This is a genomic window from Micromonospora sp. LOL_013 (assembly GCF_048060315.1).
In the GTDB taxonomy this organism is placed as follows: domain Bacteria; phylum Actinomycetota; class Actinomycetes; order Mycobacteriales; family Micromonosporaceae; genus Micromonospora_E.
The window spans coordinates 1-787 of sequence record NZ_JBHMIQ010000105.1; the positions used below are offsets into that span (position 1 = coordinate 1).

Below are 787 nucleotides of genomic sequence, written 5' to 3' on the forward strand. Positions count from 1 at the left end.
GCCGTCGCCCCCGCGCTGGAGGTCATCGACTCCCGCTACCGCGACTTCACCTTCTCGCTGCCCGACGTGATCGCCGACAACACCTCCGCCGCCCTGTACGTCGTCGGCCCCTGGCAGCCGGTCCCCGACGAAGTCGACAACCTCGGCGTACTCCTCGACATCGACGGACACACCGTGCAGACCGGATCCACCGCCGCGATCCTCGGCGACCCCCGCCGGGCCCTCGCCGCCGGCATCGCTCTCGCCGACCGGCACGGCCCGGCCCTGAGGGCCGGCTGGATCTTCCTGGCCGGCGCGGCCACCGCCGCCGTCCCCCTCCCACCCGGCGCGCACGTGCGGGCCACCGTCCAAGGGCTCGGCACCGCCGCCTTCACCACCACCGGCGGTACGCGATGACCGCGCATCTGGTCGCGGGCAAGGCCACCCCGCGCGGGGCGTTCCCGCACGTCAAGGTCGCCGGCGGATTCATCTTCGTCTCCGGCACCTCCAGCCGCCGCCCCGACAACACCATCGCCGGGGCCAGCGTGGACGAATACGGCACCACCCAACTCGACATCCGGGAACAGACCCGTGCGGTGATCGCCAACATCGCCGACCTGCTCGCCGCCGCCGGCGCCAGCCTCGCCGACCTGGTCTCGGTCACCACGTACCTGGTCAACATGAACGACTTCGGCGGCTACAACCAGGTCTGGGCCGAACACTTCGACCACACCGGACCCACCCGCACCACCGTCGCCGTCCACCAACTGCCCCACCCGCACCTGCTCATCGAGATCCAGGCCGTCGC

2 protein-coding genes are annotated in these 787 nt (G+C 71.9%); both read left to right on the forward strand.

The window, feature by feature from the left end; genetic code table 11:
• The coding region (locus ACFHWS_RS28510) for a 2-keto-4-pentenoate hydratase (protein ID WP_416569585.1) at nucleotides 1-396 on the forward strand (396 nt) is incomplete at its 5' end.
• Nucleotides 393-787 (forward strand): RidA family protein (locus tag ACFHWS_RS28515; RefSeq protein ID WP_416557690.1); only part of this gene is annotated, 395 nt, incomplete at its 3' end. The genes ACFHWS_RS28510 and ACFHWS_RS28515, both read left to right, overlap by 4 nt.